Origin of the sequence: Mesorhizobium sp. WSM3626 (assembly GCF_000513935.1) — a bacterium.
Lineage (GTDB): Bacteria > Pseudomonadota > Alphaproteobacteria > Rhizobiales > Rhizobiaceae > Mesorhizobium > Mesorhizobium salmacidum.
Genome location: NZ_AZUY01000012.1, coordinates 116,571 through 140,675 on the forward strand (window position 1 = coordinate 116,571; position 24,105 = coordinate 140,675).

Consider the following 24,105-nt stretch of genomic DNA (forward strand, 5'->3'; position numbering starts at 1 on the left):
GACCGAAGGCTCCTTTCGGAGCCTTCGGCATTTGGAACTGCGGGTACCTACGCCATCGCCTTCTGCAAATTCTCGTCGATCTTGTCGAGGAAGCCGGTGGTCGATAACCAAGGCTGGTCGGGGCCAATCAAAAGCGACAGGTCCTTGGTCATAAAACCGCTCTCGACGGTTTGGATGCAGACCTTTTCCAGGGTCTCGGAAAAACGCTTCAGTTCGGCGTTGTCGTCGAGCTTGGCGCGGTGCGCCAGGCCCCGTGTCCAGGCGAAGATCGAGGCGATCGAATTGGTCGAGGTTTCCTCGCCCTTCTGATGCTGGCGATAGTGGCGGGTGACAGTGCCGTGCGCGGCTTCGGCTTCGACGGTCTTGCCATCCGGCGTCATCAGCACCGAGGTCATCAGGCCGAGCGACCCAAAACCCTGCGCAACCGTGTCGGACTGGACGTCGCCGTCATAGTTCTTGCAGGCCCAGACATAGCCGCCCGACCATTTCAGGCTCGACGCCACCATGTCGTCGATCAGGCGGTGCTCGTACCAAAGTTTCTTCGACTTGAACTCGGCCTCGAATTCAGCCTCGTAGACCTCCTGGAATATGTCCTTGAAGCGGCCGTCATAGGCCTTGAGGATGGTGTTCTTGGTCGACAGGTAGACCGGATAATTGCGCAGCAGCCCGTAGTTCAGCGACGCCCGGGCAAATTCGCGGATCGACTCGTCTAGATTGTACATGGCCATGGCGACACCGGCGCCGGGCGCATCGTACACGTCATGCTCGATCACCTGGCCATCCTCGCCGACGAATTTGATCGTCAGCTTGCCCTTGCCGGGGAAGCGGAAATCGGTGGCGCGATACTGGTCGCCGAAGGCATGACGGCCGACGATGATCGGCTTGGTCCAGCCGGGCACCAGGCGCGGCACGTTCTTCATGATGATCGGCTCGCGGAAGATGGTGCCGCCCAAAATGTTGCGGATGGTGCCGTTGGGCGATTTCCACATCTTCTTCAGCTTGAATTCCTCGACGCGCTGTTCGTCGGGGGTGATGGTCGCGCATTTCACGCCGACGCCGTATTTCTTGATGGCGTTGGCCGAATCGATCGTCACCTGGTCATTGGTGGCGTCGCGGTGCTCGATGCCGAGGTCGTAATATTCAAGCTTGAGGTCGAGATAAGGGTGGATCAGCTTGTCCTTGATGAACTGCCAGATGATGCGGGTCATCTCGTCGCCGTCGAGTTCGACGACCGGGTTCGCCACCTTGATCTTCGCCATGGAAAGAATGCCTCGTTGCTGGGAATGGGACGGCCTTGCCCGCGTGGCGTTGGCCGGGGATGCCGCCCGTATATCAAAGCGCTTTTGGCCACGCAAACGACCATCGGTCACGAATGCGAGGCCGTGACCCCTGCCATTTGCGAATGCTTCATTTTCCCGGTTGAATATGGCAGGGGACGCTGAAATGCCGCAAACAGCAGTTCATTGACAATCATGCCCATCACCAAAGATTCCATTAACCCCGCAGCCGCCGGCCCGGCGATCATTCTGGTCGAGCCGCAGCTTGGCGAGAACATCGGCATGGTCGCCCGCGCCATGGCCAATTTCGGACTTTCGGAGCTGCGCCTGGTCAACCCGCGCGACGGCTGGCCGAGCGAGAAGGCGCGCGCCGCCGCCAGCCGTGCCGACCATGTCATCGACGCCGTCAGGGTTTTTGACGACCTGGCCTCGGCGCTCGCCGACCTGAACTTCGTCTTCGCCACCACCGCCAGGCAGCGCGACGGCTTCAAATCCGTGCGCGGCCCGGTGGAAGCAGGCAGGATGCTGCGTGCCCGCTACGAAATGGGACAACGCACCGGCATCCTGTTCGGACGCGAACGCTTCGGTCTCTACAATGACGAGGTTGGCCTCGCCGACGAGATCGTCACTTTCCCGGTCGATCCCGACTTCTCCTCGCTCAACATCGCCCAGGCGGCCTTGCTGATGTCCTATGAGTGGATGAAGTCGGGCCTGGAGGACGAGACCAGGACAAACTTTACGGGGCCTGAGATGAAGCCTGCAAGCAAGGAAGAATTGCACGGCCTGTTCGCCTATTTGGAAGGCGCGTTGGAAGCGCGCGGCTATTTCCGGCCGGCGCCGAAGAAGCCGAAAATGGTCGACAATCTGCGCGCCGTGCTGACGCGCGCCGGCTTTGCCGAACCGGAGCTCAAGGTGTTGCGCGGCATCATCTCGTCACTAGACCGGTTCTCACCGGCGATGCCGCGCGGCGATGGCTCGCCGGGCGATGATCCGAGGCGTTTGCCCGCGGCCGCCGCGCGCGCCCGCAAGGCGGAGGCTGCTGGCCGGGTGGTGCCGGACGCCAACGGCGACGACGCGGACACGCCGCCGCTCGGCGGCAAGGGAACCGACAATGACTGACCAGCCGATCCTGATGTTCGATTCCGGCGTCGGCGGGCTCACCGTTTTGCGCGAGGCGCGCGTGCTGATGCCCGACCGGCGCTTCATCTATGTCGCCGACGATGCCGCCTTTCCTTTTGGCGCCTGGGAAGAGCCGGCGCTGCGGACCCATATACTGGAGCTGTTCGCCAGACTGCTCGACCGCTTTGCGCCGGCCCTTTCGGTCATCGCCTGCAACACCGCCTCAACGCTGGTGATCGACGCGCTGCGCGATACCTTTCCCGGCCATCCCTTTGTCGGCACGGTGCCGGCGGTCAAGCCGGCGGCCGAGCGCACGCGCTCGGGCCTGGTCTCGGTGTTGGCGACCCCGGGCACGGTAAAGCGCCAGTACACGCGCGACCTGATCGCCAAATGGGCGCAGAAATGCCATGTCCGCCTGGTCGGCAGCGACAGGCTGGCGGGCCTGTCCGAAGCCTATATGCGCGAGGGCTTCGTCGACGAGGAGGCCGTGCGCGCCGAGATCGCGCCATGCTTCATCGAGCGTGACGGCATGCGCACCGATATCGTTGTGCTGGCCTGCACGCACTATCCCTTTCTGGTCAATCGCATGCGCAAGACCGCGCCCTGGCCGGTCGACTGGATCGATCCGGCCGAGGCGATCGCACGGCGCGTCCTTTCGCTGCTGCCGCCTATCGATGGGGCGCTGCCGCAAGGCGAGTCCGATATCGCGGTCTTCACCTCGGGCAAGGCGGATTTCGCCGTCAGCCGCCTTATGCAGGGCTTTGGGCTGACCGTGCACTTAGACAGTGGCGGAGATGCCCGCCACTCAAACAGGTTCGAAGACGATGCTGCGTCGATCCGGATCGGCCAGGACCAGCCTTAGCGTCAGGCCGTCGCCCTGTCTGAGGCCGGAGGCCTTTACGGTGGCGACGACAGGCATGTCGGCAAGCTGAACACGCACGCCATGGTCGACGAAGTCGGTGACGACGGCTTTGAAAATCTCCCCCTCGCGTCCCCTGAGCATTATTGCCTCGGCAAGGTCGATGGCCGCATGGTTGATCTGCGAAGCGCGGCTATCCGCACGTCCCATAGCCTTCGGCAATCTGGCGAATGCGTCGGTGACAGCCTGGGGCACGGGCTGGCCGTTGGCGATAGCCAGCGCGCAGCGCACGACATAGCGATCGGCAAGCCGTCGGAGTGGTGCCGTTGCATGGGCATAGGTCGCAGCCATGGCCTCATGCCATGGGACAACGCCGTCGTAATAGGGTTGATAAGACGCGCCGGGGCTTGCATGGCGGATTTCCAGCATCAGTGCTGCTTGTCGCGGATCGGTCGGATCGAGGGTTCGCTGATAGTCTCGCAAACCGGTGGAGGCCGGCCAGGACAGTCCGAGAGCCTGTGCCGCGTTGCGCAATCTTTGAACCTTGAAAGCATCCGGCCCCGACATCACCCGGAACAAGCCGGTGTGGTGCGCAAGCATGGCATCGGCAATCGCCATGTTGGCGGCCAGCGAAAGTGCTGCGTTGTCCTGCTCGGATTGCAGCAGCGGTCTGAACGAAAGCCGGTATGTGCCATCGGCAAGCCTTTCCACCTCCTGCTCGGGTGGGTCGACGCGGGAAGCCCCGCGACGCTGTTCGTTCATTGCCATGCGCAACGCCATTTCGGCAAAGCCGGCCGGAACGTCGGAAGCCTTCACGCTGTCGTAGGCGAGCTTGGCGCGGCTTTGAATGATTGCCCGCTCCGCACCGTCCAACTTCGTTGCACCGTCCTGCGCAATCCGGACCGTGAAGATAACAGCTGGACGGGGTCTATCCGGCAACAGGCTTGCCGCACCCTCGGCAATCACCGGCGGGTAGAGTCCGGCCTTGCCGTCCGGCAAGTAAAATGTCTCGCCGCGCGTCCAGGCTTCGAGATCCACCGCGTCGCCGTCCTCGACGAACCAGGCCACGTCGGCAATGGCATAATGCAGCAGAAGATCACCACCGCTCGCCTCGATCGAGAACGCCTGATCGAGATCGGTGGAGGCAGCCGGATCGAGCGTGACGAAGGGCATCGCCCTTCGATCGGCATGCTGGTCGGGCACGCGTTTGGCCGCCGCCTCCGCCGCGGCAACTACATCAGCCGGAAATCCATCCGGCACGTGTAATTCGGTGCGGATTTTCGCCAGGCCGGTGGAGAGAGCCTGTGAGGGATCGGTCAGGGATTTCATTCAGCCGTCCTACACTGGGGTTCCGGACACGGGAAGGTACCAACGAAAATCGCCAAGGCCGGCCACCGGCTGGCACCGAGCGGACCGGAATGGGCCACTGGCGCTGGAACCGCCGCCGAAGCGCGGCGTTTCTCCTGACAGCAAAGGAGAACCGCCATGCCAGCCACCTCGAAAGCCCAGCAGAAGGCCGCCGGCGCCGCACTCTCCGCCAAACGTGGCGAGACCAAGAAGAGCGAGCTCAAAGGCGCTTCCAAGGGCATGTATGAATCGATGAATGAAAAGCAGCTCGAGGAATTCGCCGAGACCAAGCGCAAGGGACTACCGGAGAAAAAATCCCAGGATTGAGCGCTTCGAGCCAGACTATCTTGGAAATGAAAAAGGGCCAGCGACGTTCGCTGGCCCTTTGGGATTGTTGCTTGAACAGCCTACCAGCGGTGGCAGCGCCGAATTCTCTCGACAATCACCCTGCGATGACCATGCCGCCACACCACTCTCTTTTTGACGATGACCCGGCAGACCTGTTTGTGGCCATGCCAATGACGCGCCATGGCCGGCTCCGGCGCCACCCCCATCGATCCTGCAAGCACCGCGGCGCCTGCCAGGGTAAGGAAGAACTTCTTCATGCAATTGGGCTCCTCTAGCTCCAGTCCCTTCCTGGTGCCGCTGGCGCAAAACCTCCCGCCACATCCGGCATCGCATCAACGTCGCAAACGCTACATGGTTGTGATTGGCCACGCTACTCACAAGCTTGACATCGGTTAAATCTCGGTTTAACCAGCCGCCAACGCCGGGCAGCGATGTCCGGTGTTTCTTTTATATACGCAAAGTCAGTCACCCTATTTGTTCTGGCCTTGTTTGAACTGACGTGTCCCGTGGGTTTTCCGCCGCGTTGCGTGGGAAAACCCTGTCAGGTCTCGAAAACGGAGGCCAGAGGAGGGCGCGTTTCCTTCACCCGGACCATGAGGTGCCGGGTGTGCTGTTTTGAAAAGGGAATGCGATGAGCAAGCGCGAATCCGCGAAATACAAGATCGACCGCCGTCTCGGCGAAAATATCTGGGGCCGCCCGAAGTCCCCGGTCAACAAGCGTGAATACGGCCCCGGCCAGCATGGCCAGCGCCGCAAGGGCAAGCTTTCCGATTTCGGCCTGCAGCTGCGCGCCAAGCAGAAGCTGAAGGGTCACTATGGCGACGTTTCGGAAAAGCAGTTCCGCAAGGTCTATGAAGAGGCCGATCGCCGCAAGGGCGACACCTCGGAGAACCTGATCGGCCTGCTCGAATCGCGTCTCGACGCGGTCGTCTACCGCTCCAAGTTCGTACCGACCATCTTCGCCGCCCGTCAGTTCGTCAACCACGGCCACGTCAACGTCAACGGCAAGCGCGTCAACATTGGCTCGTACCGCTGCAAGCCGGGCGATGTCATCGAAGTGCGCGAAAAGTCGAAGCAGCTGGTCATTGTCCTGGAGTCGGTCGGGCTCGCCGAGCGCGACGTGCCGGACTACATCGAAGCCGATCACAACAAGATGGTCGCGACCTTCTCGCGCATCCCGGGCCTCGCCGACGTTCCATTCGCCGTGCAGATGGAACCGAACCTGGTCGTCGAATTCTACTCGCGCTAAGCGAAGGCTTTTCTGCGATATCGGAAAGGCCGCCTTCGAGGCGGCCTTTTTTGTTTTCGGGCATCCGCTTTGCCGTTTCGATTTTCCGGCCGATGCGTTAATCCGGGCGGAAGTCACATTTCCGGGGCCGTCGCGCCATGAACATGCTGCCAGACATCGAAACGCTTGAACCGGTCGCCGACGGTGGTTTCCATCCGCTGTTCGCCGATGTGTCTTCCTCGGTCGAGTTCAACAAATTGCGCAAGCGGCTGCTGCGGCTGACCCGCCAGGCGATCGAGGATTTTTCGATGGTGAAGCCCGGTGAGCGCTGGCTGGTCGCGCTGTCGGGCGGCAAGGATTCCTACGGTCTGCTTGCCATGCTGCTTGATCTCAAATGGCGCGGGATGCTGTCGGTCGAGTTGCTGGCCTGCAACCTCGACCAGGGTCAGCCGAATTTCCCCAAGCACATCCTGCCCGACTATCTCGACGCCAACGGCATAGCCCACCGTATCGAATACCGGGACACCTACTCGGTCGTCACCGACAAGCTCCCGGAGGGCAGCACCTATTGCTCGCTCTGCTCGCGGCTGCGGCGCGGCCATCTCTACAGGATCGCCCGCGAGGAGGGCTGCTCGGCCCTGGTCCTCGGCCATCATCGCGAGGATATTCTCGAAACTTTTTTCATGAACCTGTTCCATGGCGGCCGGCTTGCCGCCATGCCGCCAAAACTGCTCAACGACGACGGCGACGTCATGGTGCTGCGGCCGCTGAGCTACTGCGCCGAAATCGACCTGGAGAAATTCGCTGCCGCGATGCGGTTCCCGATCATCCCTTGCGATCTCTGCGGCAGCCAGGAAGGGCTGCAGCGCAACGCCATGAAGGCGATGCTCGAAGACATCGAAAAGCGCATGCCTGGCCGCAAGGACACGATGATCCGCGCCCTGTCCAACACCAGGCCGTCGCATTTGCTCGACCGAAAGCTGTTCGATTTCGCCGCCCTCAATGAAACCCTCGCGACCAGGCAAGACATTTCCGATGACATTTGACGACACCGCGATCGACTGGCTGGCCGGTATTCTGGCCGAGGCAGCCCAGGCTGAAATCATGCCGCGCTTTCGCCGGCTGGGCGACGGCGATATCCGCCAGAAGACTTCCGCAGCCGACTTGGTGACGGAGGCGGATGTCAACGCCGAGCGGCTGATCACCGCCAGGCTGCGCGAGCGCTATCCCTCGGCCATGATGGTGGGCGAGGAGGCCTGCTCCGAAAATCCGGCGCTGCTCGATGGCTTGGGCGACGCCGAACTGGCATTCACCATCGATCCGGTGGACGGCACCTTCAATTTCGCATCCGGCGTACCGCTGTTCGGCGTCATGCTGGCGGTCGTGGTCAGGGGCGAGACGGTCGCGGGCATCATCCATGATCCGGTGGGCAAGGATTGGCTCATCGCCGCCAGGGGCGCCGGCAGCCATATCAGGCATGCCCATGGCACCCTGGAAAAAGTGCATGTGGCGGCACCCGTGCCGATCTCGCAGATGACCGGCGCGATCTCCTGGCAATATCTCGACGAACCGGAGCGCTCACGCCTTGCACGCAACCAGACCAAGGCACTGTCGCAGTTCGCTTATCGCTGCGCCGCGCACGAATATCGGCTGCTGGCGAGCGGGCACGCGCATTTTATCGTCTACAACAAGCTGATGCCCTGGGATCACCTGCCTGGCGTGCTGATCCATCAGGAAGCCGGCGGCCATGCCGCGCGCATCGACGGCAGCGCCTATCTGCCCTCGCATGTCGACGGCGGCCTGCTTGTCGCGCCGGACCAGGACAGCTGGCAGGAGCTGCGCCGCGAGCTGTGGGCGCAATAGGTTAAGTTCGACGCGGCGTCTGCGGCAGATCTAGTGCAGGTCGGTGACGTGCCCTGAGACGGGTGCGTTCTGCGGCTGGAACATCTTGCCGCGCTCGGCAATCAGGATCATCAGCAGCGCGGCAACCGAGACGCTGCAGAACCCGGCGGCCAGTGGCGTCACCGTGCCGTTGAAAGCCTGGCCGATCAGCGTGCCGAGAATGCCGCCGAGAAACGTCTGCATGAACCCCAGGATGGATGACGCCGTGCCGGCCAGTTGGCCAAGCGGCTCCATGGCCAACGCGTTGAAATTGGCGCCGAGGCAGCCAAACGGAAGCATGGCGCCGGCAAAGAAGGTGATGAACAGCCAGAGCGGCATCTTCGTTTCCAGTGAAACCACCAGCCAGGCCAGGCTGATCACCAGAAACAGCAGCAGTGCGCTTTGCGACAGGCGGCGCATGCCGACGCGGCCGACGAGGCGCGAGTTGAGATAATTGGAGAAGGCGAGCACGCCCGCGACACCGGCGAAGATGACCGGAAACATCTCGCCGACGTTGAACACGTTGACATAGATCTGCTGCGCCGAGGCGATGAAGCCGAACATGGCGCCGAAGATGAACGTGCTGGCGAAGGCATAGCAGAGCGCGATGCGGTTGGTGAGCACGATGCGGAAGCCGCCGACAATGGAGGAGACCGTCAGTGCCCGGCGATATCCGGGATGCAGCGTCTCGGGCAGGCGCAGCAGCGACCATGCCGACACAATCAGGGCGCCGACGGCCATGGTGACGAATATCCAATGCCAGGTCGCGAACAGCATGATGAACTGGCCGATGCCCGGCGCCACGACCGGAATGGCCATGAACACCATGAAGATCAGCGACATGACTTCGGCCATACGCCGGCCATCGAACGTATCGCGCACGATCGAGACCGCGATGACGCGCGTGGCGGCCGCGCCGATGCCTTGCACGACACGACATAGCAAAAGTGTTTCAAAGCTGGGCGCGATCGCGGCCGCGGCGGCCGCCGCCACATAGATGATCAGGCCGGCGACGAGCGGCGAACGGCGTCCGAACCGGTCCGAGATCGGCCCGAAGAACAGTTGGCCACCGCCGAAACCCAGTATGTAGGCGGTGATCACATATTGCCGGTGGTTTTCATTCTCGACGCCGAGCGAGGCGCCAATCTGCTGCAGCGCCGGCAGCATGATGTCGATGGCCAGCGAATTGAGCGCCATCAGCGCCGCGCAGAGCGCGATGAACTCCCAGCGCGGAATGGGCAATTGGCTTGCCCCGGGCAAGGCGCTTGCCCCGGGCAAGGCGCTTGCCCCTTGCGGCGCTGATTTCTGCTGGTCCACGGCAAGTCCGATCTCTCAAACGAAAATGCGCCGGCGGGCCGGCGCATTGGCTCGTCCTGGTCCCGGTGTCCGGGATTTAAAATTGCCGAGGTGGGCTGCCCCGGTGCCCAAGGCATGTCGGTGTCGACATGCCTTGGCTGAATTAGGCGGCGCCTTTGACGCTGACGCCCTTCTCGACCAGGAAGGTCTGCAACTCGCCGGCCTGGAACATTTCACGGATGATGTCGCAGCCGCCGACGAATTCGCCCTTGACGTAGAGCTGCGGGATCGTCGGCCAGTTGGAATAATCCTTGATGCCCTGGCGCAGTTCGGCGGAGTCCAGGACGTTCACGCCTTTGTAGTCGGCGCCGATATAGTCGAGGATCTGGACGACCTGGCCGGAAAATCCGCATTGCGGAAAGCCGGGCGTGCCCTTCATGAAAAGGACGACGTCGTTGCCCTTCACTTCGTTGTCGATGTAGTCGTTGATGCCGCTCATGGAATATCCTTTCACGCCTGTGGGAGTCAGGCTCGAAGCATGTCTTTCAAATAAACCCATAGGTTGCCCGAAACAAGACTTTAGCCATGCCATCACCCGAATGGTGCAAAGGATGGGCTGTTTTGGGCCAAGCGTGTCGGGTGGAAATGGCTCAGTCGGGAACGCTGGTCTGCAGTGCCAGCGCGTGCAGCACGCCGCCCATATTGCCCTTCAGCGCGTCATAGACCATCTGATGCTGCTGGACGCGGGTTTTTCCGCGAAAGCTCTCGGCCACGACTTCGGCCGCGTAGTGGTCGCCATCGCCGGCGAGGTCGCGGATCGTCACGCGGGCGTCCGGTATGCCCTCCTTGATCAGTTTTTCGATGTCGTGGGCGTCCATTGCCATTGCAGAAATTCCTGTTTCGGGAGGGCGGCGCGCGGCGGCCCATACGATGAGAGTCGGGCGAGCCTAAAGCCTTTCCAATCCGGATTGAAGCGGTTCCGTCCGGAGTTCGTTCTGTTGGTGTTCAGGAGATGGTTTCACCCGGCCCCTGCGCCGGCTCGTCCTCGCGCATCGAGAAGGCGCGGCCCAGACTGAAAACCAGCACGTAGAGCGGGGTGTTGACCGCCAGGTTGGCGATCGGCAGATAGCTGGTCATCCGCCAGGCGGGCGAGAAGAACGGCTGGCCGTAGCCATCGCAGACAAGCGAAGAGCCATACTCCCACAAGGCTCCCAAAACAGCCGAGATGGCGAAAAGCTTGATGCAGGTGATGATATGCCTGGCTCGCGCTGGCTCCGGCAGGAGCCGGTTCCAAAGCACCAGACAGACAATCGGAACCGCATAGATGAGGTTCTGCAGGACCAGCATCGGAAGCGTATCGTTGGCCGCGGCGAGAAACTCGGCGCGTGTTTCCAGCCTCGGGCAAACCTCGCTCGAGGTCGTCGACAGCAGGAAGAAGACGAACGGTCCAAGGCACCAGAAGAAGAACAGCGACGGCCAGAAGACGACTGCAAGCAGCGCTCGTAGGGCCAGTTTCTTATGATTGAGCAGGATCTTTTCCGAAAATCGGTTTTCACTTTTCGGGATCATGCTCTCGTCAACTGGCCTGATCCATGAAGCGCGGGAACCAGCCTTCATGGGCGGCGGTCAGATCGCTGACCGGGACCTCCCTGGCATCGCCGAGCTTCAGCGCGTTGCCGCCCGTCGAGCCGATCCACGGCGCGAAGATGCCGAGTTCGCCCTGCTGCTTGCGAATAGCGTCCCATTCATCGCCATGCGGATCGATCGACAGCGTCAGGAGATAGCGGCCCTGGTCTTCGCCGAACCAGACCGGGATCGGATCGGTGCCGACCAGTCCGGGAACGGTCGCGCCGATGCCGGACGCCATCGCCATTTCGGCCAGCGCCACCGCGATGCCGCCGTCGGAGACGTCATGCGCCGCCGTGACGATGCCGGACGCGATCAACGAGCGCACATGGTCGCCGACACGCTTCTCGTGCTCCAGGTCGACCGGCGGAGGCGGGCCATCGCTGCGGCCATGGACATCGCGCATATACGCCGACTGGCCAAGATGCGTTCCCCAGGAAGCCGGCGCGCCGACCAGCAGGATCATCTGGCCTTCCGCGGCGAAGCCGATCCGGGCCATCTTCGACCAATCCGATATCAGGCCGACGCCGCCGATGGTCGGTGTCGGCAGGATGCCCTGGCCGTTGGTCTCGTTGTAGAGCGAGACGTTGCCCGACACGATCGGGAAACCGAGCGCCCGGCAGGCATCGCCAATGCCTTTCACCGCGCCGACCAACTGGCCCATGATTTCTGGCCGTTCGGGATTGCCGAAATTGAGATTGTCGGTGGCCGCGAGCGGCAGCGCCCCCGTGGCGGTCAGGTTGCGCCAGCATTCGGCGACGGCCTGCTTGCCGCCCTCATAGGGATCGGCTTCGCAGTAGCGCGGCGTCACGTCGGAGGAGAAGGCCAGCGCCTTGGTCGGATGTCCTTCGACGCGCACCACGCCGGCATCGCCGCCCGGAAGCTGCAGCGAATTGCCCTGGATCAGCGTGTCGTATTGTTCCCACACCCAGCGACGCGAAGACAGGTCCGGTCCGCCAAGCAGCTTCAGCAGCGCATCGGCGAGGTCGGCTTGCGGGATATCGTTGGCGGCAAGCGGCGCCGGCTTCTTCGGCTCGACCCACGGGCGATCGTATTCCGGTGCCTTGTCGCCAAGGTCCTTGATCGGCAGGTCGGCGACCTCGTCGCCCTGGTGCCGCACGCGGAAGCGCAGATCGTCGGTGGTCTTGCCGACGATGGCAAAGTCGAGGCCCCATTTGTGGAAGATCGCCTCGGCTTCCTTTTCCTTTTCGGGGCGCAGCACCATCAGCATGCGCTCCTGGCTTTCCGACAGCATCATCTCGTAGGCGCTCATGCGCTCTTCGCGCACCGGCACCTTGTCGAGGTCGAGCTCGATCCCGAGGTCGCCCTTGGCGCCCATCTCGACCGCCGAACAGGTAAGGCCGGCCGCACCCATGTCCTGGATGGCGATGACCGCGCCCGAGGCCATCAGTTCGAGAGAGGCCTCGAGCAGGCATTTTTCGGTGAAGGGATCGCCGACCTGCACGGTCGGGCGCTTCTCGTCGATCTTGTCGTCGAACTCGGCCGAGGCCATGGTGGCGCCGCCGACGCCGTCGCGGCCGGTCTTGGCGCCGAGATAGACGACCGGCAGGCCGACCCCCTTTGCCTCTGACAGGAAGATGGCGTCCGTCTTGGCAAGGCCCGCGGCAAAGGCATTGACGAGGATGTTGCCGTTGTAGCGCGCGTCGAAATTGACCTCGCCGCCGACCGTCGGCACACCGAAGGCATTGCCGTAGCCGCCGACGCCGGAAACCACTCCGGCGACGAGATGCCTGGTCTTGGGATGGTCGGGAGCACCGAAGCGCAGCGCGTTCATGGCCGCGATCGGCCGCGCGCCCATGGTGAAGACGTCGCGCAAGATGCCGCCGACGCCGGTCGCCGCACCCTGATAAGGCTCGATGAAGGACGGGTGGTTGTGGCTTTCCATCTTGAAGACGACGCAGTCGCCGTCACCGATGTCGACCACGCCGGCATTCTCGCCCGGGCCCTGGATGACCTGCGGACCGGTGGTCGGCAAGGTGCGCAGCCATTTCTTCGAGGATTTGTAGGAGCAGTGCTCGTTCCACATCGCCGAGAAGATGCCGAGTTCGGTAAAGCTCGGTTCACGTCCGACGAGGTCGAGAATGCGCTGATATTCATCGGGCTTCAGCCCATGCGCGGCGATGAGGTCCTGGGTGATCGGCACGGAATTGGAAATGGTCATGGGCGGCGATTTATGTCCATGGAGCAGGGATTTTTGAGTCTCCTCTTATCGCAAGCTTTGCGGCCGATACACCCGTCGGAGAAGGAAAAAGGCAGAAAGCAACAGGGTGATGCGCGCGATAAATCGTGGCAGGCCCTCCCTTGAGCCACGAAAGGCACCCCGACCAGCGATTGAGCTCCCCCAAAAGCCAAATGGGGAACGCCATGATGTCCCAGCCGTTAGGTCCTATCACTCAGGAGACAGGACGATGGCTACCAAGCAAGGCAAGAACGACAATCGCCTCTCGGACAAGGAGGCTCTCCATATCGCGGAGACCACCGACGTTTCGCCCCGGCAAGCCAAGGAATTGGCTGAGAAGCACGGCAAGGACAAGGCAGAGAAGGAAGCCAAGAACTTCAAGGCCGAAGGCTGATCCGGTCCGGTTCTGACAAGTCTCGGTTTCGCGAAGGCGGCGTCTCGAGGCAAGCAGGGCGGGTGGCCGCGCATGGCTCAGGAAAAACTGTCGTAGCCTGCGCGGCCCTCGTCCAGCAGCCGCCTGATCACCGCGACGCCGCCGGCAATATCCTCGCGCCGCCTTGGCTGCGAAACGCCAAAGCGCACCCCATGGAAAACCCGCTCCGAGCGCCCCGCCTTGAACTCATCCTCATCGTCGATCAGCACGCCGTGCTCCAAGCAGGCATTCTTGAACGTGCCGGAAAGCCAGGGATCGGGCAGGGTGAGCCAGACGAACGGCACCTTGTCGTGCGATTTGAATGAGAAGCCCGTCAAGCTTTCGCGCACCATGGCCATGCGGGCGCTGATCTCCGCGATGCTGCGCTCGCGGATTTCGCTGGCCTGGCCGGAAAGCACCAGCCGGGCATTCACCTCCGCCAACAGGAATGGCATGCCGCCGGTCATCATCTTATGAGCGACCCGGATGCGGTGGCGATAGGCGGGCGGGCAGGAGAGCCAGCCGCCGCGCAGGCCGGCCGCGACCGATTTTGACAGGCCACCTGCAATGATGGTGCGTTCGGGCGCAAATTCGGCAAGCAGCGGTGTCGGGTCGTCGGTCAGATGGCCGTAGAGGTCATCCTCGATCAGGATGACGTTGTATTCACGAGCGACACGCGCGATCGCCTCACGGCGCGCCGACGACAAGGTCACCAAGGTCGGATTCTGCGCCGTTGGCATCAGAAATATCATCTTGGGATGCTTTTGCGCGCAGACGCGTTCGAAATCCGCTGGATCAAGGCCTTCATCGTCCGAGGCCACCAGCGCGGTGCGCCGGCCAATCAGTCCGGCGCTGCGGGAAATCTGCGAGTAGGTGAGGTGCTCGAAGGCGACATAGTCGCCGGGCGTGGTGAGGGCCGCGATCGCGGCCATCACCGCGGCATGAGTGCCGAGGGTGGGGACGATTGTATCGACCGCTGGCCGGAAGGCGTTCCGTGACAGCCACCGGGCGCCGGCTTCGTACCAGCGATCCGGGAAATCGCGCGTGTAGCTCGAAATCTCATGCGGATGGTCCTGCGCGGCGCGCGCCAGGACGTCGGCAACAATGGCGCCCTGGCCGATGTCAGGGGCGGCCGTGCTGTCGAAACGCAGCTTGTCCTTGGGGGCATCGGCATAACGCGTGCCTTCGACGCTGGTGTCGGGCTCCTCTGGCCTTGTAACGCCAATGTTCTCTCCCAGCACATAGGTCCCCCGTCCGACCTCACCACTGACTAGACCGCGCTCACGCAGCAATTGATAGGCCCGGCCGACCGTGCCGACCGTGGCGCCGATGTCGTAGGCGAGGTCGCGCTGTGGCGGCAGCTTTGCCCCCGCACCGATCGCACCCCGGTCGATATCCGCTTCAATGGCGTCTGCGAGGCGCTGATACAGCGGACCTGAACCCGTGAGATCTGGAACCCAATTTGTCATGGTGACAATTTTCTATATTGCACCGTTTTGGGAGTCAATACATATCAATAGCGCGCTAAAAAGGGTGCAATTGATATTTTGGCAGAAGAAGATGGATACAATCGGAACATTCCGCCACCCGAGAACCGAATTGCTTGGCCAACCTGCTCTCCCGTCCAGGCAGCGCGGCTTCGCCGGCCGACTTGTGCAAGTGGTCAGGTCGCTGGCGAAATGGATCGACCATCTGCTGGAGCGCCGGCGCGGCCGGCTGGCACTGCTGGAGATGACCGACGATCAACTCAAGGATATCGGCATCTCGCGCTGCGACGCTCACCGCGAAGGCATTAAGCCGCTCTGGGAATAGGGACCGGTCTATCGGGTGCTTTTGCTCCTGAGACGCCCGATGCCGTGATCGACGAAAACGGCGACGACGCATATCGCCACGAACAGCGCGGTGATGGCGAGCGCCGCTATAGTGACGCTCTCAACGCCATTCCTGGCGATATCGAGGAAGGGGTAGGGCACCTCGCCCGCCAGCGGCGCCCGCGCCAGCGCATAGGCCAGATAGGCGATGGGATAGACAACCCACCAGGAAATATCGCTCCATCTCGTCTTGCCATCGGCGCCTGATATCAGCCACCACAGCACGAACAGTACCGGCGTCACGTAGTGCAGCAGGACGTCGCAAAGCAGGAACAGGCCCTGTGGCTGCCAGAGCCGCGCCAGCACCGTGGCATAGACGATGAAGACCAGGGTAATCGATGCGGCGACGCCCGCGCGCATCCGTGGTCCGGCAAAGGCCGGCAGCCACGACGCATGGCCGTTGGATGACAACAGCGAGGTGTGGACCAGCACCGCGCCAATGTTGGTCAGGATGGTGAAGAAGCTGAAATAGAACACGATCGAACCAAACAGGCCGCGGCCCGCTTCCATCGACGCTGGAATGGTGATCGAGAACTGCAGGGCAAGCGCTATCAGGCCAACAACCAATCCCGCGATCTGCAGGAACCGGCCCATGGCTGGCTCAGGCGGTGGCTGCGCAGGCCGGATTGCCCGCCTGCCAGCGCGCTACATCCGAGCTGATGCGTGCGCCAAGCGGGTCGTTCATCAACGGTCCGAAGACGTCGACATGGCTTGAATTCCCCTGCGCCTGCACGACCAGCAGCGGTTTGCCGCCATAGTGCTTGGCCGGCACCAGAAGGAAGCGCGGCTGGCCGCTGAACGAGTTCAACTCATTGGCCATCTGATACTGCTTGAAGGCCGGGTCCTTGCTGGCGATCCAGCATTTGTGGGCCGATATCGCTACCTGTTCCATCGCCAGCAGCGCGGCACTTTTGCCCGACGGCATGGGCGTGCTCTTGGGGCTCGACTGGCACGATGCCAGCGCAAACCCCGCCGCGGCGACGATGGCAATCGTCCTCGTCTTGATCAAGCGGCACCCATTTCAAGTTCGGACAGAAAGATCTTGAGGCCGTCGGTCATCTCGCCCCACACCCTGGACAATGCGGGGTGCTGCGAGGCGATCTGCTCATAGGCATCGAATTTGGGATAGGCGTCGAGCAGGTCATGGCGGCCTGTCATGGCGCGGGAGTTGTTGAGGATGAACCGCGTCGGTGTCAGCCAGGCATCGGCGAAACTGATGTCGCTACCGAGCGCGAAGGGGCCCTGCGCCATGCGTGCCTCGATGGCCGCCAGCCCATGGTGGAGACGGGCGAATTGGGCGTCGATCTCGGCGGTGTTGCGCTTCGGCACGAAATGCAGCTCGAAAAGCTTCATCGTCGGCGTCAGCACATCGAGATCGGTGATGCGGGCGAACATGCGCACCAGCGCGCGGTCCTTCGAATCGGGCGGCAACAGCGCCGGTTCGGGAAACCGCTCCTCAAGATATTCGGCGATGACCACCGATTCGACGATCGTTTCGCCCGAGCCGGTGATCAGAACCGGAATCCGGTTCATCGGCGAGATGGCGCGAAACTCTTCGGGGATCGGAAAACCCGGTGGCGGCGCGATGATCTTGAGCGGCACGTCCTTGATATAGGCCAGTGCCCGCACGATCGAAGAGTAGGGCGACAGCGGCCGCGAATAGAGCTTCATGACCGTCTCTCCCTCACGCTATGATTTTGAATTGCCGCAATTCTTAAGGTTGCGGTTGTAAACTTCAAGCGGCAATGCCCAGGGCGCCTTCGAACAGCGCCCTTCCGTCATTGCCGCCATGCGCTGCTTCTATCAGGTTCTCGGGATGCGGCATCAGGCCAAGCACATTGCCTTGTTCATTGACGATGCCGGCAATGTCGTTGATTGAGCCGTTCGGATTGGTGCCTTCGGCATAGCGGAACACCACCTGGCCTTCGCCTTCGAGACGGGCAAGCGTGTCGGCGTCGGCAAAGTAATTGCCGTCATGATGCGCCACCGGCGAGCGGATGATCTGGCCCGGCTGGTAGCGGCGGGTGAACATCGTGTTGGCGTTGGCGATCTCGAGCTTGACCTGCCGGCAGACGAATTTCAGCGAGGTGTTGCGCATGAGCGCACCGGGCAGCAGTCCCGCCTCGACCAGGATCTGAAAACCGTTGCAGACGCCGATGACCATGACGCCCTTGGCGGCCTTTTCGGCGACCGCCCGCATCACCGGCATGCGCGCGGCGATGGCGCCGCAGCGCAGATAGTCGCCGAAGGAGAAGCCGCCGGGGATGGCGATCAGGTCGACATCGGGGATTTCTGTGTCGGTCTGCCAGACGGTTGCCGGCGCCTGTCCGGAAATCTTGGTCAGCGCCGCAATCATGTCGCGGTCGCGATTGAGGCCAGGCAGGAGGACGACAGCTGATTTCATTTTGGTTCGTAAGGCCTCTGAGCTTCGGCAAATTCGCGCGGATCGAGACAGCGTTCTATGCGTTCAAATCGATCATCCTGGCGGGCGAGAATACCACAGATGTCACTTTGCGTTGCCACCACATGACCCCGCATAACACTCAATTCCCGTTTCGTCACATCCTGACGAAGTTCACCAATTTCGTGATGCACGCATTTCAGCAGCTCGAACATCAACTCATTCGTGACTTCCGGCATATTGCCTCCGACACAACCTCAGGTAAGCGTCACACTATAATTCTCGATCACCGTATTCGCCAGCAGCTTGTCGCACATGGCCTTGAGATCGGCTTCGGCCTTGGCCTTGTCGCTTTCCGCCAGTTCGACGTCGAACACCTTGCCTTGCCGCACCGCGCCGACGCCATCGAAGCCCAGCCCTGACAGTGCGTGTTCGATTGCCTTGCCTTGCGGGTCCAGAACGCCGTTCTTGAGGGTGACGGTAATGCGGGCCTTGATCACGCTGGACATGCTCCTGTTCTGAATGTTGGGGCGCAAGCCGCAATCAGTGCGGCTTGCCTTTGAGACCGTCAGTCGAGGCGACAAGCACCGGACCTGTGGGACGCGGCGGCTCGTTCTCGTTCATGATGCCGAGGCGGCGGGCGACTTCCTGATAGGCCTCCACGAGGCCGCCCATGTCGCGGCGGAAACGGTCCTTGTCGAGCTTGTCCTGCGTTGCCACGTCCCACAGGCGGCAGGAGTCCGGCGAAATCTCGTCGGCCACGACGATGCGCATCATGTCGCCCTCGAACAGGCGGCCGCACTCGATCTTGAAGTCGACCAGCTGGATGCCGACGCCCATGAACAGGCCGGAGAGGAAATCGTTGACGCGGATGGCGAGCGCCATGACGTCGTCGATCTCCTGTGGGCTTGCCCAGCCGAACGCCGTGATGTGCTCTTCCGAAACCATCGGGTCGTCGAGCGCGTCGGCCTTGTAGTAGAATTCGATGATCGAGCGCGGCAAAACGGTGCCTTCCTCGATGCCGAGGCGCTTGGACAGCGAACCGGCGGCGACATTGCGCACCACCACTTCGAGCGGGATGATCTCGACTTCCTTGATCAGCTGCTCGCGCATGTTGAGCCGGCGGATGAAGTGGGTCGGAATGCCCATGCGGTTCAAATGATTGAATATGTATTCGGAAATGCGGTTGTTGAGCACGCCCTTGCCGTCGATGACCTCGTGTTTCTTCTTGTTGAACGCGGTTGCGTCGTCCTTGAAGAACTGGATCAGCGTGCCCGGCTCGGGTCCCTCATAGAGGATCTTGGCCTTGCCTTCATAAATGCGGCGGCGATTTTTCATTTGAATTTTTCTCTGGATTTGCGGGCAGGCGGTAAGCGACCACTTCCTGTCCGTCCGCCTGAATTAATGCGGCGACGGTGACGTTCAATGCCGGGTCTATCCCAATCACACCGTTTGCTCAATCGGCAAATCCTTCCAATCAACCGCTTTCGGGACTGAAATGCCGCAGCGCAGCATATGACGAAGCATATTGACCGGCCCGCGACCTTTTGGTTTGTGCTTCGGCAACACACATATTCACCTGCCAACGAATCGGATTTGACCCGGAGGGACGCCATGAGCAGCATGAAAGACCGCGAAGAGGGCTTCGAGCGCAAATTTGCATTCGACGAGGAGCTTCGGTTCAAGGCTTCGGCGCGGCGCAACAAGGCGCTTGGTCTGTGGGCCGCCGAAAAGCTCGGAAAATCCGGTGATGACGCCGACGCCTACGCCAAGGAAGTCGTTGTTTCCGACATCGAGGAAGCCGGCGACCATGACGTGTTCCGCAAGATCCGCAAGGATTTCGACGCCGCGGGCGTCGAGCAGTCCGATCATCAGATCCGCCGTACCATGGATGAACTGATGGCGCAGGCGATCGAGCAGATCAGGAACACCTGATCCGGCCTCTTACTGGACCAATCGACCGCCCGGCCGATCCGGGCGGTTTTTCTTTGCCTTTGTGGCGGTTTCCGGCTGAAACTGCCGACGCTAACAAGGAAAGAGATTAGATGTCCCTGAAGTCCCGTCTCGCCGCCGATGAAACGCTGGTCACCGCCTGGTCGGGCGTGCCGGACGCCCTGACCGTGGAGATCCTCGCCAGGCAGGACTTCAATGCTGTCACACTCGACATGCAGCATGGCGGCCATCACGAGGACAGCGTCCTGCGCGGCCTGGCACCGGTGCTGGCCCTGGGCAAGCCGGCGCTGGTGCGCATTCCCGTTGGCCGTTTCGATATGGCCAGCCGTGCCCTCGATTTTGGCGCCGACGCGATCATTGCGCCGATGGTCAACTCGGTGGCCGATGCAAAGCTGTTCGCCGCCGCCATGAAATATCCCCCGCTCGGCGAACGCTCGTGGGGGCCGACCTATGCCTTCCCCCGCCATGGCAAGGGCGACTATGCCGAATGGCTGCGCGATACCAATCAGCGCACCATGGCTTTTGCGATGGTCGAGACTCGCGCCGCGCTCGATGCGCTCGACGGCATCCTCGACACGCCGGGCATCGACGGCATTTTCCTCGGACCATCCGATTTCTCGATCGCCTGGACCAACGGCGCCGCCGTCAACTCCACGCTGGAAAGCATGATGGAGACAGTGGCCTCGGTTGCCGAGCGCACCCGCAAGGCCGGCAAGCATGCGGCGATCTACGTCGTCGAACCGGCGATCGCCGGCCGCGTCGTATCGATGGGCTACCGCCTTCTCGCCACGGGCTCCGAGCATGCGCTGATTTCGCTGGGAGCAAAGGCCTTGCTCAAGGGCATGCGGGACTCGATCGGATCCTGAATCCGAACCGGCGGACAGCAGTCGCAAGAGGCGTGGTCAAGCAGTCGCTGCCGCGGGCGCCGCTGCGACGGGGCCGCTGCGTCTGAATTTGTTGAACAGAGCGCCGAGCGCCTGGACCCACCAATTGTTGAAGGTCATCAGCGGCAACGCCGTGAGGACTGAACCCAGTATGGCGGCAGCGGCCGCGAGTGCGGTGGAGCCGCTGGCCAGGACGACCCATGACCCGAGTGAACAGATGATCGGCACGTGCACGAGGTAGAGCGGGAAGGACAGATCGCCCAGAAAACGTGCCGCCTTGCCCGTCAGCCATGATGGCGGGCTCTGCGAGGTCACCACGGCATAGATGAGCATGACGCTGCCCAATATGGCGGTATAGGCCAGCCTGGCGTTCTCGGGGAGACCGCCGACCTCCAGCACGGCAAAGGGCCGGTAGATGCCGACCGCATTCCCGGCATAGCCCAGCAAAGCCAGTGACACGGCGACGAGAGCCAGTCTTGTCCAAGCGTTCGGACGAAATTTCGAGGCGAGCAGAAGATGCAACGAAAGCCCGACGGGGAAGGCGACCAGAACGAAATTGACCGACCATGCCAAGAACATGCCGATGGCAAGCACGCACCAGGAAAGCAAAGGTATGCGGTCGTGCACGAAGAAGATAGCCGGCGCGAGGGCAAAGACCATCAGGCTGCCCCAGAACTCGAACCACATGGTCCACAGGCTCGTGTCGTAATAGCTGTCCCCGAAAATGAACGTCCGCCATGCCCCTTGCGTGAGGGCGTCCGAAAAGTTCGCGGTCTCCGGCGTCAGCGGCTTTGCGGCATAGGCGAAATTGGCGAGCCATGGTGATCCCGTCTGGGCGCCGGCATCCCAGAAGAAATACAGCTCCTGCCTGAAGATGAGGCAGGACAGCAGCACCGTGACAAGCACGGGCCCCGCAAGCCGCGGCAGACGCTTGGCCGCGGCCAGCAGGAGATCCCCGATCTTGCGGTTCGCGAAATAACGTTTCAGCAGCACGAAGGAAGACAGCACGAAGAACAGATACACGGCGGACTGGCCATTCAGCGCGACGAAGACGAAGCTCGTTTGCAGCGAGTTGGCTGGGCCATTCGCAAAAATACCGCTCGCCGAAGGCGCAAAACCGAGCAGCATGTGCCAGAACATCACGACGATTGACGCAACGCCCCGCAAGAATTCCAGCGAATCGTCCTTACGCAAATCCCAGCCTCTTACTTCGCAGCCGCCTTGGCTTATCCGACCGGCCATTTGCCGTAAAGCTGCCCGGCGGCCATCGTCTTGCAGGCATATGACCTCCAAAGCGGAGCATGGACGGCCGAGCGATCAGAGATCCGTCAGGAACTTGGCGAAGGTCATCGACCCTTCGGGCCAGGGGCCAAAGCCTGAATCCTCGCTGAGATGCCCGGTCTCGCCGGCGTCGATGAACAGCGAGCCCCAAGCGCCGGCGATGTCCTCGGCGACATCGAAGGGACAAAAGGGATCGTTGCGGCTGGCGATCAAGATGGATGGAAACGGCAGCGGCTCGCGCGGATAGGGGCCGAAGGTCATCAGATGCCTTGGCTTGATCTTGGGGTTGGCGACGTCGGGCGGTGCCACGAAGAAGGCGCCGGCGACCGGCTTCCGGAATTGCGGAATGGCTTGTACGGCCGCGGCCACTCCCAGTGAGTGAGCGACGAGAACGACAGGTCTCTGCGCTTCGTTGACCGCTTTGGCCACGCTCGCCGTCCAGTCCTCGCGCACCGGCTTCGACCACTCCGCCTGTTCCACGCGACGCGCCGTCGACAGCTTCGATTGCCACCGGGTCTGCCAATGCTCGGGCCCCGAATTGGTGTATCCGGGAATAATCAGAATATCTGCGTCCTTGACTTTCATGGCGCTGAGATAGCGAGCGCGATTGTCTGATGCAACCGTTGATGGATGCGCTCACGCTCGCAATGGTGAACACCATGTTCGCTTTTCGCGGTCTTGTGTGAACGATGGCGATCGACGATCTCTGTCGGGAAAGAAACAGCCGTGGAGGGACCGGGATTTTGGCGCTGACACGACGTACAATGATCGGCGGCGCCGGCTCCTGGCTTTGGGAACTTCGCGAAGCGTTGCCGCAACGGAGACAATGATGAGCGAACTGCCATTTGCCGCCACCACGCCGGTGAGCGTCGCCCGGGTCGGGCTGAAGGCGCGTGATGCCGAAAGCCTCGCGGCCTATTATCGCCGGGTTGTCGGCCTGCAGGAACTGAGCCGTGCCGATGGCGCGATCACCCTGGGCGCAGCCGACCGTCCGCTGCTGGTGCTTGAACCGGCCGTGGCCGCCAAGCCAGACGATCCGCGCAGTGCCGGCCTCTTCCATACGGCATTCCTCTTGCCCAGCCGCGCCGATCTGGGCCGCTGGATCAACCATGCCATCGCAGACAAGATCGCCATCGAGGGTGCTTCGGACCATCTGGTCAGTGAAGCGTTGTACCTGACCGATCCTGAGGGCAACGGCATCGAGATCTATGCCGACCGCCGACCGCAGGATTGGAAATGGAACGGCGACAGGATCGCCATGGCGACCGAGCGGATGAACATTCCTTCTGTCGTTGCCGAAGTGCCGGCCGGCGATGCGGGCTGGCAGGGCGCGCCGGAAAACAGCATTGTCGGCCACGTCCACCTGCGCGTCGGCAGGCCGGAAGAGGCGGAAGCCTGGTGGAACCAGGAATTCGGCTTCGACACGGTGGCCAAATATGGCGGCCAGGCGGTGTTTCTGTCGTCAGGCCACTACCACCACCACATCGGCGCCAATGCCTGGCAGAGCGCCGGCGCCGGCCGCCGCGACCCCTCCCGCTCCGGCCTCGCCTGGGTCGAGATGCGTTCGGACAATGTGAGCAGCGAAACGACCCGTGAGGACCCCTGGGGCACGGTGATCAGGACTGTTCCCGGCAAGGCTTGAAGTCGGAAGCTTCCGCCAAGCTGGAGCACCCCTCATCCGACCNAGCTTCGCTCGGCCACCTTCTCCCACAAGGGGAGAAGGCAAAACGTTGCACTTAGGCCTCGGCTAATCGCAGGTGTCGACGTTTGGCGCCGACGCTGCACACCTTCCCTTCTCCCCTTGTGGGCCTGTTGCGCAATATTGCGGGAGGCGTGTTGTGAGGATTGAGGGCGGCCATTTTCGTTGCTTTGGAGGCTTTTCGGGGTTTGGGAGCCGCGCCTTTGCGGCGTTTGGCGGATTTCGGGCGCAGCTATGGCGTGATCGCCGCCCATCGTCTCATGTTGAAGGCGATGGTGGCGAGCATGATCTGGGCCGTTGCCTTGACGAGGCCGACATAGCGGATGCGGGTGAGACGCATGCGGTTCTTGAGCGTGGCGAATGTAGTTTCCACCGCCGCCCTGCGCCGCGCGATCAAGCGGTTGTAGAGCTTGAGGCGGGGCG

General features: G+C 62.2%; 30 protein-coding genes. 11 read left to right on the top strand and 19 right to left on the bottom strand.

The genetic code is table 11. The features are described 5' to 3' along the window. Positions 1-47: 47 nt before the first annotated feature. Positions 48-1,259 carry an NADP-dependent isocitrate dehydrogenase gene (locus tag M653_RS0112520; RefSeq protein WP_027143667.1) on the bottom strand — a complete coding sequence of 404 codons (1,212 nt, stop codon included), beginning with the start codon at positions 1,257-1,259 and terminating at the stop codon, positions 48-50. Positions 1,260-1,472: 213 nt separating this feature from the next. Here M653_RS0112520 and M653_RS0112530 point away from each other — a divergent pair, with 213 nt between their 5' ends. After that, positions 1,473-2,396: an RNA methyltransferase gene (locus M653_RS0112530; RefSeq protein WP_027143668.1), complete on the top strand. Its 924-nt coding sequence runs from the start codon at positions 1,473-1,475 to the stop codon at positions 2,394-2,396. Further along, entirely contained in the window at positions 2,389-3,258 is an 870-nt protein-coding gene (gene murI / locus M653_RS01000000132400) for a glutamate racemase (RefSeq protein ID WP_032935251.1), read from the top strand. The genes M653_RS0112530 and murI overlap by 8 nt, the downstream gene beginning before the upstream one ends. Here murI and M653_RS0112540 read toward each other — a convergent pair. Then, on the bottom strand, positions 3,202-4,584 hold the full coding sequence (locus M653_RS0112540; RefSeq protein ID WP_027143669.1) for an RNB domain-containing ribonuclease: 1,383 nt from the start codon (positions 4,582-4,584) through the stop codon (positions 3,202-3,204). The genes murI and M653_RS0112540 overlap by 57 nt on opposite strands. A 156-nt stretch (positions 4,585-4,740) precedes the next feature. Here M653_RS0112540 and M653_RS0112545 point away from each other — a divergent pair, with 156 nt between their 5' ends. After that, on the top strand, positions 4,741-4,929 hold the full coding sequence (locus M653_RS0112545) for a DUF3008 family protein (protein ID WP_027143670.1): 189 nt from the start codon (positions 4,741-4,743) through the stop codon (positions 4,927-4,929). A gap of 80 nt (positions 4,930-5,009) precedes the next feature. Here the strand turns inward: M653_RS0112545 and M653_RS1000000135485 are convergent, their stop codons facing one another. After that, on the bottom strand, positions 5,010-5,207 hold the full coding sequence (locus M653_RS1000000135485; protein ID WP_084636616.1) for a hypothetical protein: 198 nt from the start codon (positions 5,205-5,207) through the stop codon (positions 5,010-5,012). A 374-nt stretch (positions 5,208-5,581) separates the two neighbouring features. On the opposite strand from M653_RS1000000135485, the gene rpsD reads away from it, so the two are divergent. The 3 genes from rpsD (at position 5,582) to M653_RS0112560 (ending at position 8,041) form a co-directional block, all read left to right on the top strand. Further along, the gene (gene rpsD, locus M653_RS0112550; RefSeq protein WP_027028657.1) at positions 5,582-6,199 is read left to right on the top strand and encodes a 30S ribosomal protein S4; all 618 of its coding nucleotides are present in this window, start codon (positions 5,582-5,584) and stop codon (positions 6,197-6,199) included. Between the two features lie 137 nt (positions 6,200-6,336). Next, the gene (ttcA, locus tag M653_RS0112555) at positions 6,337-7,224 is read left to right on the top strand and encodes a tRNA 2-thiocytidine(32) synthetase TtcA (RefSeq protein ID WP_027143671.1); all 888 of its coding nucleotides are present in this window, start codon (positions 6,337-6,339) and stop codon (positions 7,222-7,224) included. Further along, positions 7,214-8,041 carry an inositol monophosphatase family protein gene (locus M653_RS0112560; protein ID WP_027143672.1) on the top strand — a complete coding sequence of 276 codons (828 nt, stop codon included), beginning with the start codon at positions 7,214-7,216 and terminating at the stop codon, positions 8,039-8,041. Before ttcA ends, M653_RS0112560 begins: the two co-directional genes overlap by 11 nt. 30 nt (positions 8,042-8,071) lie before the next feature. Here the strand turns inward: M653_RS0112560 and M653_RS0112565 are convergent, their stop codons facing one another. From M653_RS0112565 to purL, 5 genes are all read right to left on the bottom strand, one after another. After that, entirely contained in the window at positions 8,072-9,295 is a 1,224-nt protein-coding gene (locus M653_RS0112565; RefSeq protein WP_198028766.1) for a multidrug effflux MFS transporter, read from the bottom strand. Positions 9,296-9,518: 223 nt separating this feature from the next. Next, positions 9,519-9,854 carry a Grx4 family monothiol glutaredoxin gene (gene grxD, locus M653_RS0112570; RefSeq protein WP_013895877.1) on the bottom strand — a complete coding sequence of 112 codons (336 nt, stop codon included), beginning with the start codon at positions 9,852-9,854 and terminating at the stop codon, positions 9,519-9,521. A 151-nt stretch (positions 9,855-10,005) separates the two neighbouring features. Continuing rightward, positions 10,006-10,239, bottom strand: coding sequence for a BolA family transcriptional regulator (locus M653_RS0112575; protein ID WP_027143674.1), 234 nt, complete (start codon positions 10,237-10,239; stop codon positions 10,006-10,008). Between the two features lie 121 nt (positions 10,240-10,360). Beyond that, on the bottom strand, positions 10,361-10,924 hold the full coding sequence (locus tag M653_RS0112580) for a hypothetical protein (RefSeq protein ID WP_027143675.1): 564 nt from the start codon (positions 10,922-10,924) through the stop codon (positions 10,361-10,363). 7 nt (positions 10,925-10,931) lie between these two features. Next, positions 10,932-13,163: a phosphoribosylformylglycinamidine synthase subunit PurL gene (purL, locus tag M653_RS0112585; protein ID WP_027143676.1), complete on the bottom strand. Its 2,232-nt coding sequence runs from the start codon at positions 13,161-13,163 to the stop codon at positions 10,932-10,934. 247 nt (positions 13,164-13,410) lie between these two features. Here purL and M653_RS1000000137265 point away from each other — a divergent pair, with 247 nt between their 5' ends. Then, positions 13,411-13,575 carry a hypothetical protein gene (locus tag M653_RS1000000137265; RefSeq protein ID WP_167531216.1) on the top strand — a complete coding sequence of 55 codons (165 nt, stop codon included), beginning with the start codon at positions 13,411-13,413 and terminating at the stop codon, positions 13,573-13,575. Positions 13,576-13,652: 77 nt separating this feature from the next. On the opposite strand, the gene M653_RS0112595 is transcribed toward M653_RS1000000137265, so the two are convergent. Further along, positions 13,653-15,062, bottom strand: coding sequence for a PLP-dependent aminotransferase family protein (locus M653_RS0112595; RefSeq protein ID WP_027143677.1), 1,410 nt, complete (start codon positions 15,060-15,062; stop codon positions 13,653-13,655). A 91-nt stretch (positions 15,063-15,153) separates the two neighbouring features. Between M653_RS0112595 and M653_RS0112600 the strand changes: the two genes are divergently transcribed. Further along, complete coding sequence (locus tag M653_RS0112600; protein WP_027143678.1) at positions 15,154-15,405, top strand: DUF1127 domain-containing protein; 252 nt, start codon at positions 15,154-15,156, stop codon at positions 15,403-15,405. An 8-nt stretch (positions 15,406-15,413) separates the two neighbouring features. On the opposite strand, the gene M653_RS0112605 is transcribed toward M653_RS0112600, so the two are convergent. The 7 genes from M653_RS0112605 to purC form a co-directional block, all read right to left on the bottom strand. Further along, positions 15,414-16,058 (bottom strand): Pr6Pr family membrane protein, encoded by a 645-nt coding sequence (locus M653_RS0112605; protein WP_027143679.1) that lies wholly within the window; start codon positions 16,056-16,058, stop codon positions 15,414-15,416. 7 nt (positions 16,059-16,065) lie between these two features. Beyond that, positions 16,066-16,473 carry a hypothetical protein gene (locus M653_RS0112610; RefSeq protein WP_027143680.1) on the bottom strand — a complete coding sequence of 136 codons (408 nt, stop codon included), beginning with the start codon at positions 16,471-16,473 and terminating at the stop codon, positions 16,066-16,068. Further along, entirely contained in the window at positions 16,470-17,135 is a 666-nt protein-coding gene (locus M653_RS0112615) for a glutathione S-transferase family protein (RefSeq protein WP_027143681.1), read from the bottom strand. Before M653_RS0112615 ends, M653_RS0112610 begins: the two co-directional genes overlap by 4 nt. A gap of 64 nt (positions 17,136-17,199) precedes the next feature. Continuing rightward, the gene (purQ, locus tag M653_RS0112620; RefSeq protein WP_015318137.1) at positions 17,200-17,868 is read right to left on the bottom strand and encodes a phosphoribosylformylglycinamidine synthase subunit PurQ; all 669 of its coding nucleotides are present in this window, start codon (positions 17,866-17,868) and stop codon (positions 17,200-17,202) included. Then, positions 17,865-18,104, bottom strand: coding sequence for a hypothetical protein (locus tag M653_RS1000000135490; RefSeq protein ID WP_084636618.1), 240 nt, complete (start codon positions 18,102-18,104; stop codon positions 17,865-17,867). The genes purQ and M653_RS1000000135490 overlap by 4 nt, the downstream gene beginning before the upstream one ends. 18 nt (positions 18,105-18,122) lie before the next feature. Next, positions 18,123-18,365: a phosphoribosylformylglycinamidine synthase subunit PurS gene (gene purS, locus M653_RS0112625; protein WP_013895864.1), complete on the bottom strand. Its 243-nt coding sequence runs from the start codon at positions 18,363-18,365 to the stop codon at positions 18,123-18,125. Between the two features lie 43 nt (positions 18,366-18,408). Continuing rightward, positions 18,409-19,203, bottom strand: coding sequence for a phosphoribosylaminoimidazolesuccinocarboxamide synthase (gene purC, locus M653_RS0112630; RefSeq protein ID WP_013532127.1), 795 nt, complete (start codon positions 19,201-19,203; stop codon positions 18,409-18,411). 276 nt (positions 19,204-19,479) lie between these two features. Between purC and M653_RS0112635 the strand changes: the two genes are divergently transcribed. Next, the gene (locus M653_RS0112635; protein WP_027143682.1) at positions 19,480-19,800 is read left to right on the top strand and encodes a DUF1476 domain-containing protein; all 321 of its coding nucleotides are present in this window, start codon (positions 19,480-19,482) and stop codon (positions 19,798-19,800) included. Positions 19,801-19,910: 110 nt separating this feature from the next. Further along, the gene (locus tag M653_RS0112640) at positions 19,911-20,684 is read left to right on the top strand and encodes an HpcH/HpaI aldolase/citrate lyase family protein (RefSeq protein ID WP_027143683.1); all 774 of its coding nucleotides are present in this window, start codon (positions 19,911-19,913) and stop codon (positions 20,682-20,684) included. A 36-nt stretch (positions 20,685-20,720) separates the two neighbouring features. Here the strand turns inward: M653_RS0112640 and M653_RS0112645 are convergent, their stop codons facing one another. Next, on the bottom strand, positions 20,721-21,896 hold the full coding sequence (locus M653_RS0112645; protein ID WP_027143684.1) for an acyltransferase: 1,176 nt from the start codon (positions 21,894-21,896) through the stop codon (positions 20,721-20,723). Between the two features lie 123 nt (positions 21,897-22,019). After that, entirely contained in the window at positions 22,020-22,568 is a 549-nt protein-coding gene (locus tag M653_RS0112650) for an alpha/beta hydrolase (RefSeq protein WP_027143685.1), read from the bottom strand. Between the two features lie 244 nt (positions 22,569-22,812). Here M653_RS0112650 and M653_RS0112655 point away from each other — a divergent pair, with 244 nt between their 5' ends. Beyond that, on the top strand, positions 22,813-23,625 hold the full coding sequence (locus tag M653_RS0112655; protein ID WP_027143686.1) for a VOC family protein: 813 nt from the start codon (positions 22,813-22,815) through the stop codon (positions 23,623-23,625). A 289-nt stretch (positions 23,626-23,914) separates the two neighbouring features. On the opposite strand, the gene M653_RS0112660 is transcribed toward M653_RS0112655, so the two are convergent. Beyond that, the coding region (locus M653_RS0112660; RefSeq protein WP_027143687.1) for a transposase at positions 23,915-24,105 on the bottom strand (191 nt) is incomplete at its 5' end.

Excerpts from the sequence above, each read along its gene's own strand:
- M653_RS0112520 (WP_027143667.1), bottom strand. The coding sequence starts at position 1,259 with ATGGCGAAGATCAAGGTGGCGAACCCGGTCGTCGAACTCGACGGCGAC.
- M653_RS0112530 (WP_027143668.1), top strand. The coding sequence starts at position 1,473 with ATGCCCATCACCAAAGATTCCATTAACCCCGCAGCCGCCGGCCCGGCG.
- murI (WP_032935251.1), top strand. The coding sequence starts at position 2,389 with ATGACTGACCAGCCGATCCTGATGTTCGATTCCGGCGTCGGCGGGCTC.
- M653_RS0112540 (WP_027143669.1), bottom strand. The coding sequence starts at position 4,584 with ATGAAATCCCTGACCGATCCCTCACAGGCTCTCTCCACCGGCCTGGCG.
- M653_RS0112545 (WP_027143670.1), top strand. The coding sequence starts at position 4,741 with ATGCCAGCCACCTCGAAAGCCCAGCAGAAGGCCGCCGGCGCCGCACTC.
- M653_RS1000000135485 (WP_084636616.1), bottom strand. The coding sequence starts at position 5,207 with ATGAAGAAGTTCTTCCTTACCCTGGCAGGCGCCGCGGTGCTTGCAGGA.
- rpsD (WP_027028657.1), top strand. The coding sequence starts at position 5,582 with ATGAGCAAGCGCGAATCCGCGAAATACAAGATCGACCGCCGTCTCGGC.
- ttcA (WP_027143671.1), top strand. The coding sequence starts at position 6,337 with ATGAACATGCTGCCAGACATCGAAACGCTTGAACCGGTCGCCGACGGT.
- M653_RS0112560 (WP_027143672.1), top strand. The coding sequence starts at position 7,214 with ATGACATTTGACGACACCGCGATCGACTGGCTGGCCGGTATTCTGGCC.
- grxD (WP_013895877.1), bottom strand. The coding sequence starts at position 9,854 with ATGAGCGGCATCAACGACTACATCGACAACGAAGTGAAGGGCAACGAC.
- M653_RS0112575 (WP_027143674.1), bottom strand. The coding sequence starts at position 10,239 with ATGGCAATGGACGCCCACGACATCGAAAAACTGATCAAGGAGGGCATA.
- M653_RS0112580 (WP_027143675.1), bottom strand. The coding sequence starts at position 10,924 with ATGATCCCGAAAAGTGAAAACCGATTTTCGGAAAAGATCCTGCTCAAT.
- purL (WP_027143676.1), bottom strand. The coding sequence starts at position 13,163 with ATGACCATTTCCAATTCCGTGCCGATCACCCAGGACCTCATCGCCGCG.
- M653_RS1000000137265 (WP_167531216.1), top strand. The coding sequence starts at position 13,411 with ATGGCTACCAAGCAAGGCAAGAACGACAATCGCCTCTCGGACAAGGAG.
- M653_RS0112595 (WP_027143677.1), bottom strand. The coding sequence starts at position 15,062 with ATGACAAATTGGGTTCCAGATCTCACGGGTTCAGGTCCGCTGTATCAG.
- M653_RS0112600 (WP_027143678.1), top strand. The coding sequence starts at position 15,154 with ATGGATACAATCGGAACATTCCGCCACCCGAGAACCGAATTGCTTGGC.
- M653_RS0112605 (WP_027143679.1), bottom strand. The coding sequence starts at position 16,058 with ATGGGCCGGTTCCTGCAGATCGCGGGATTGGTTGTTGGCCTGATAGCG.
- M653_RS0112615 (WP_027143681.1), bottom strand. The coding sequence starts at position 17,135 with ATGAAGCTCTATTCGCGGCCGCTGTCGCCCTACTCTTCGATCGTGCGG.
- purQ (WP_015318137.1), bottom strand. The coding sequence starts at position 17,868 with ATGAAATCAGCTGTCGTCCTCCTGCCTGGCCTCAATCGCGACCGCGAC.
- M653_RS1000000135490 (WP_084636618.1), bottom strand. The coding sequence starts at position 18,104 with ATGCCGGAAGTCACGAATGAGTTGATGTTCGAGCTGCTGAAATGCGTG.
- purC (WP_013532127.1), bottom strand. The coding sequence starts at position 19,203 with ATGAAAAATCGCCGCCGCATTTATGAAGGCAAGGCCAAGATCCTCTAT.
- M653_RS0112635 (WP_027143682.1), top strand. The coding sequence starts at position 19,480 with ATGAGCAGCATGAAAGACCGCGAAGAGGGCTTCGAGCGCAAATTTGCA.
- M653_RS0112640 (WP_027143683.1), top strand. The coding sequence starts at position 19,911 with ATGTCCCTGAAGTCCCGTCTCGCCGCCGATGAAACGCTGGTCACCGCC.
- M653_RS0112650 (WP_027143685.1), bottom strand. The coding sequence starts at position 22,568 with ATGAAAGTCAAGGACGCAGATATTCTGATTATTCCCGGATACACCAAT.
- M653_RS0112655 (WP_027143686.1), top strand. The coding sequence starts at position 22,813 with ATGAGCGAACTGCCATTTGCCGCCACCACGCCGGTGAGCGTCGCCCGG.